Raw genomic sequence first — 1,465 nt, forward strand, 5'->3', positions numbered from 1 at the left:
CGTCGGCAGCGTCAGAGGTGTATAAGAGACAGGCCGGGGCGTCCGCCGCCCGGCGGAGGCTGGGGCGGCGGACGCCCCGGCGGCCCGGGTCCCGGCGGCCCCGGCGGCTACCCCGGCTGGGGCGCGTGGCAGGGCCCGCCGCCCGCCGCCAAGCCCGGTGTCATCCCGCTGCGGCCGCTCGGCGTCGGCGAGATCCTGGACGGCGCGGTCTCCACGATGCGTACGTACTGGCGCACGGTCCTCGGCATCTCCCTCGCCGTGGCCGTGTTCACGGAAATCCTCGTCATCCTGCTGCAGGGGCTCGTCCTCAACGACACCGCCGACACAGACGCCCTCAACGACCCGAGCGCGACCGTCGGCGAACTGACCCGCGCCCTCGGCGACACCCTGCTCAGCTCCGGCGTGGTCCTGCTGATCACCCTGCTCGGCACGATCGTCGCCACCGCCCTGCTCACGACGGTCACCAGCCGCGCGGTGCTCGGTAAGTCGGTGACCACGGCGGAGGCCTGGCGGGACGCCAAGCCGCAGCTGCCGAGGCTGATCGGCCTGACCTTGCTGCTCCCGCTCATCGGCGGCGCCGTCGTCGCCATCGGCATCCTGCCGGGCGTACTGATCGCGCTGGCCGGCGGGTCCGACGCGGGCGTCAGCCTCGCTGCCCTCGGCGGATTCGGCGCTCTGATCGTCGCCATCTGGCTGCTGATCCGCTTCTCGCTCGCCTCGCCCGCCCTGATGCTCGAGAAGCAGGGCGTGAAGAAGTCGCTGACCCGCTCCGTGAAGCTGGTCCGCGGCTCCTGGTGGCGGGTCTTCGGCATCCAGCTGCTCGCCGCGATCATCGCCAACGTCGTCGCGTCGATCATCGTGATCCCCTTCACCCTCATCGCGGGCGCGGTGAGCGGCGACGGTGTCACCGGCTTCCTGGACAGCGGCGCCGGCGAGCTCGGCTGGACCTTCCTGATCGTCAGCGGCATCGGCTCGGTGATCGGCTCCATGCTCACCTTCCCGATCACCGCCGGCGTGACGGTGCTGCTCTACATCGACCAGCGGATCCGCCGCGAGGCCCTCGACCTGGAACTCGCCCGCGCCGCGGGTCTCCAGGGCGGATCCGACTCCCCCGGCACACCCGGGAGCTGATGCGGTGACGGGGGAGGTGCTGCAGGGGCTCGGGGCAGGGGCGTCACTCCTGCCCCGCACCGGCGAGGACCCGCCGGTGACGATTCCGCGCGTCCCCGCACGGGAGGCGGCCGAGCGCGAACTGTCCAAGCCGATGTACCACGAGAACGACCCCAGCCTTCTGCAGCGGGCCCTGAACCGCTTCTGGGACTGGGTCGACGACCTCTTCACCGCCGCCTCCGGGGCGACCCCGGGCGGCGGCTTCGGCCTCCTGGTCATCGCCCTCGCCGTGCTGGCCGTCGTGGCGGCCCTCTGGTGGCGCCTCGGCACCCCCCGCCGCGCCCCCACCTCATCC

Annotated in this window: 1 protein-coding gene and 1 pseudogene; both read left to right on the forward strand. The window is 72.8% G+C overall.

The features are described 5' to 3' along the window. Nucleotides 1-1,131 (forward strand): glycerophosphoryl diester phosphodiesterase membrane domain-containing protein (locus E2651_RS43190; RefSeq protein WP_135336728.1); only part of this gene is annotated, 1,131 nt, incomplete at its 5' end. 4 nt (nucleotides 1,132-1,135) lie between these two features. Then, nucleotides 1,136-1,465, forward strand: a pseudogene (locus E2651_RS43195) (hypothetical protein); the annotation flags it as partial.

Source organism: Streptomyces sp. MZ04, from assembly GCF_004684775.1.
GTDB lineage: Bacteria > Actinomycetota > Actinomycetes > Streptomycetales > Streptomycetaceae > Streptomyces.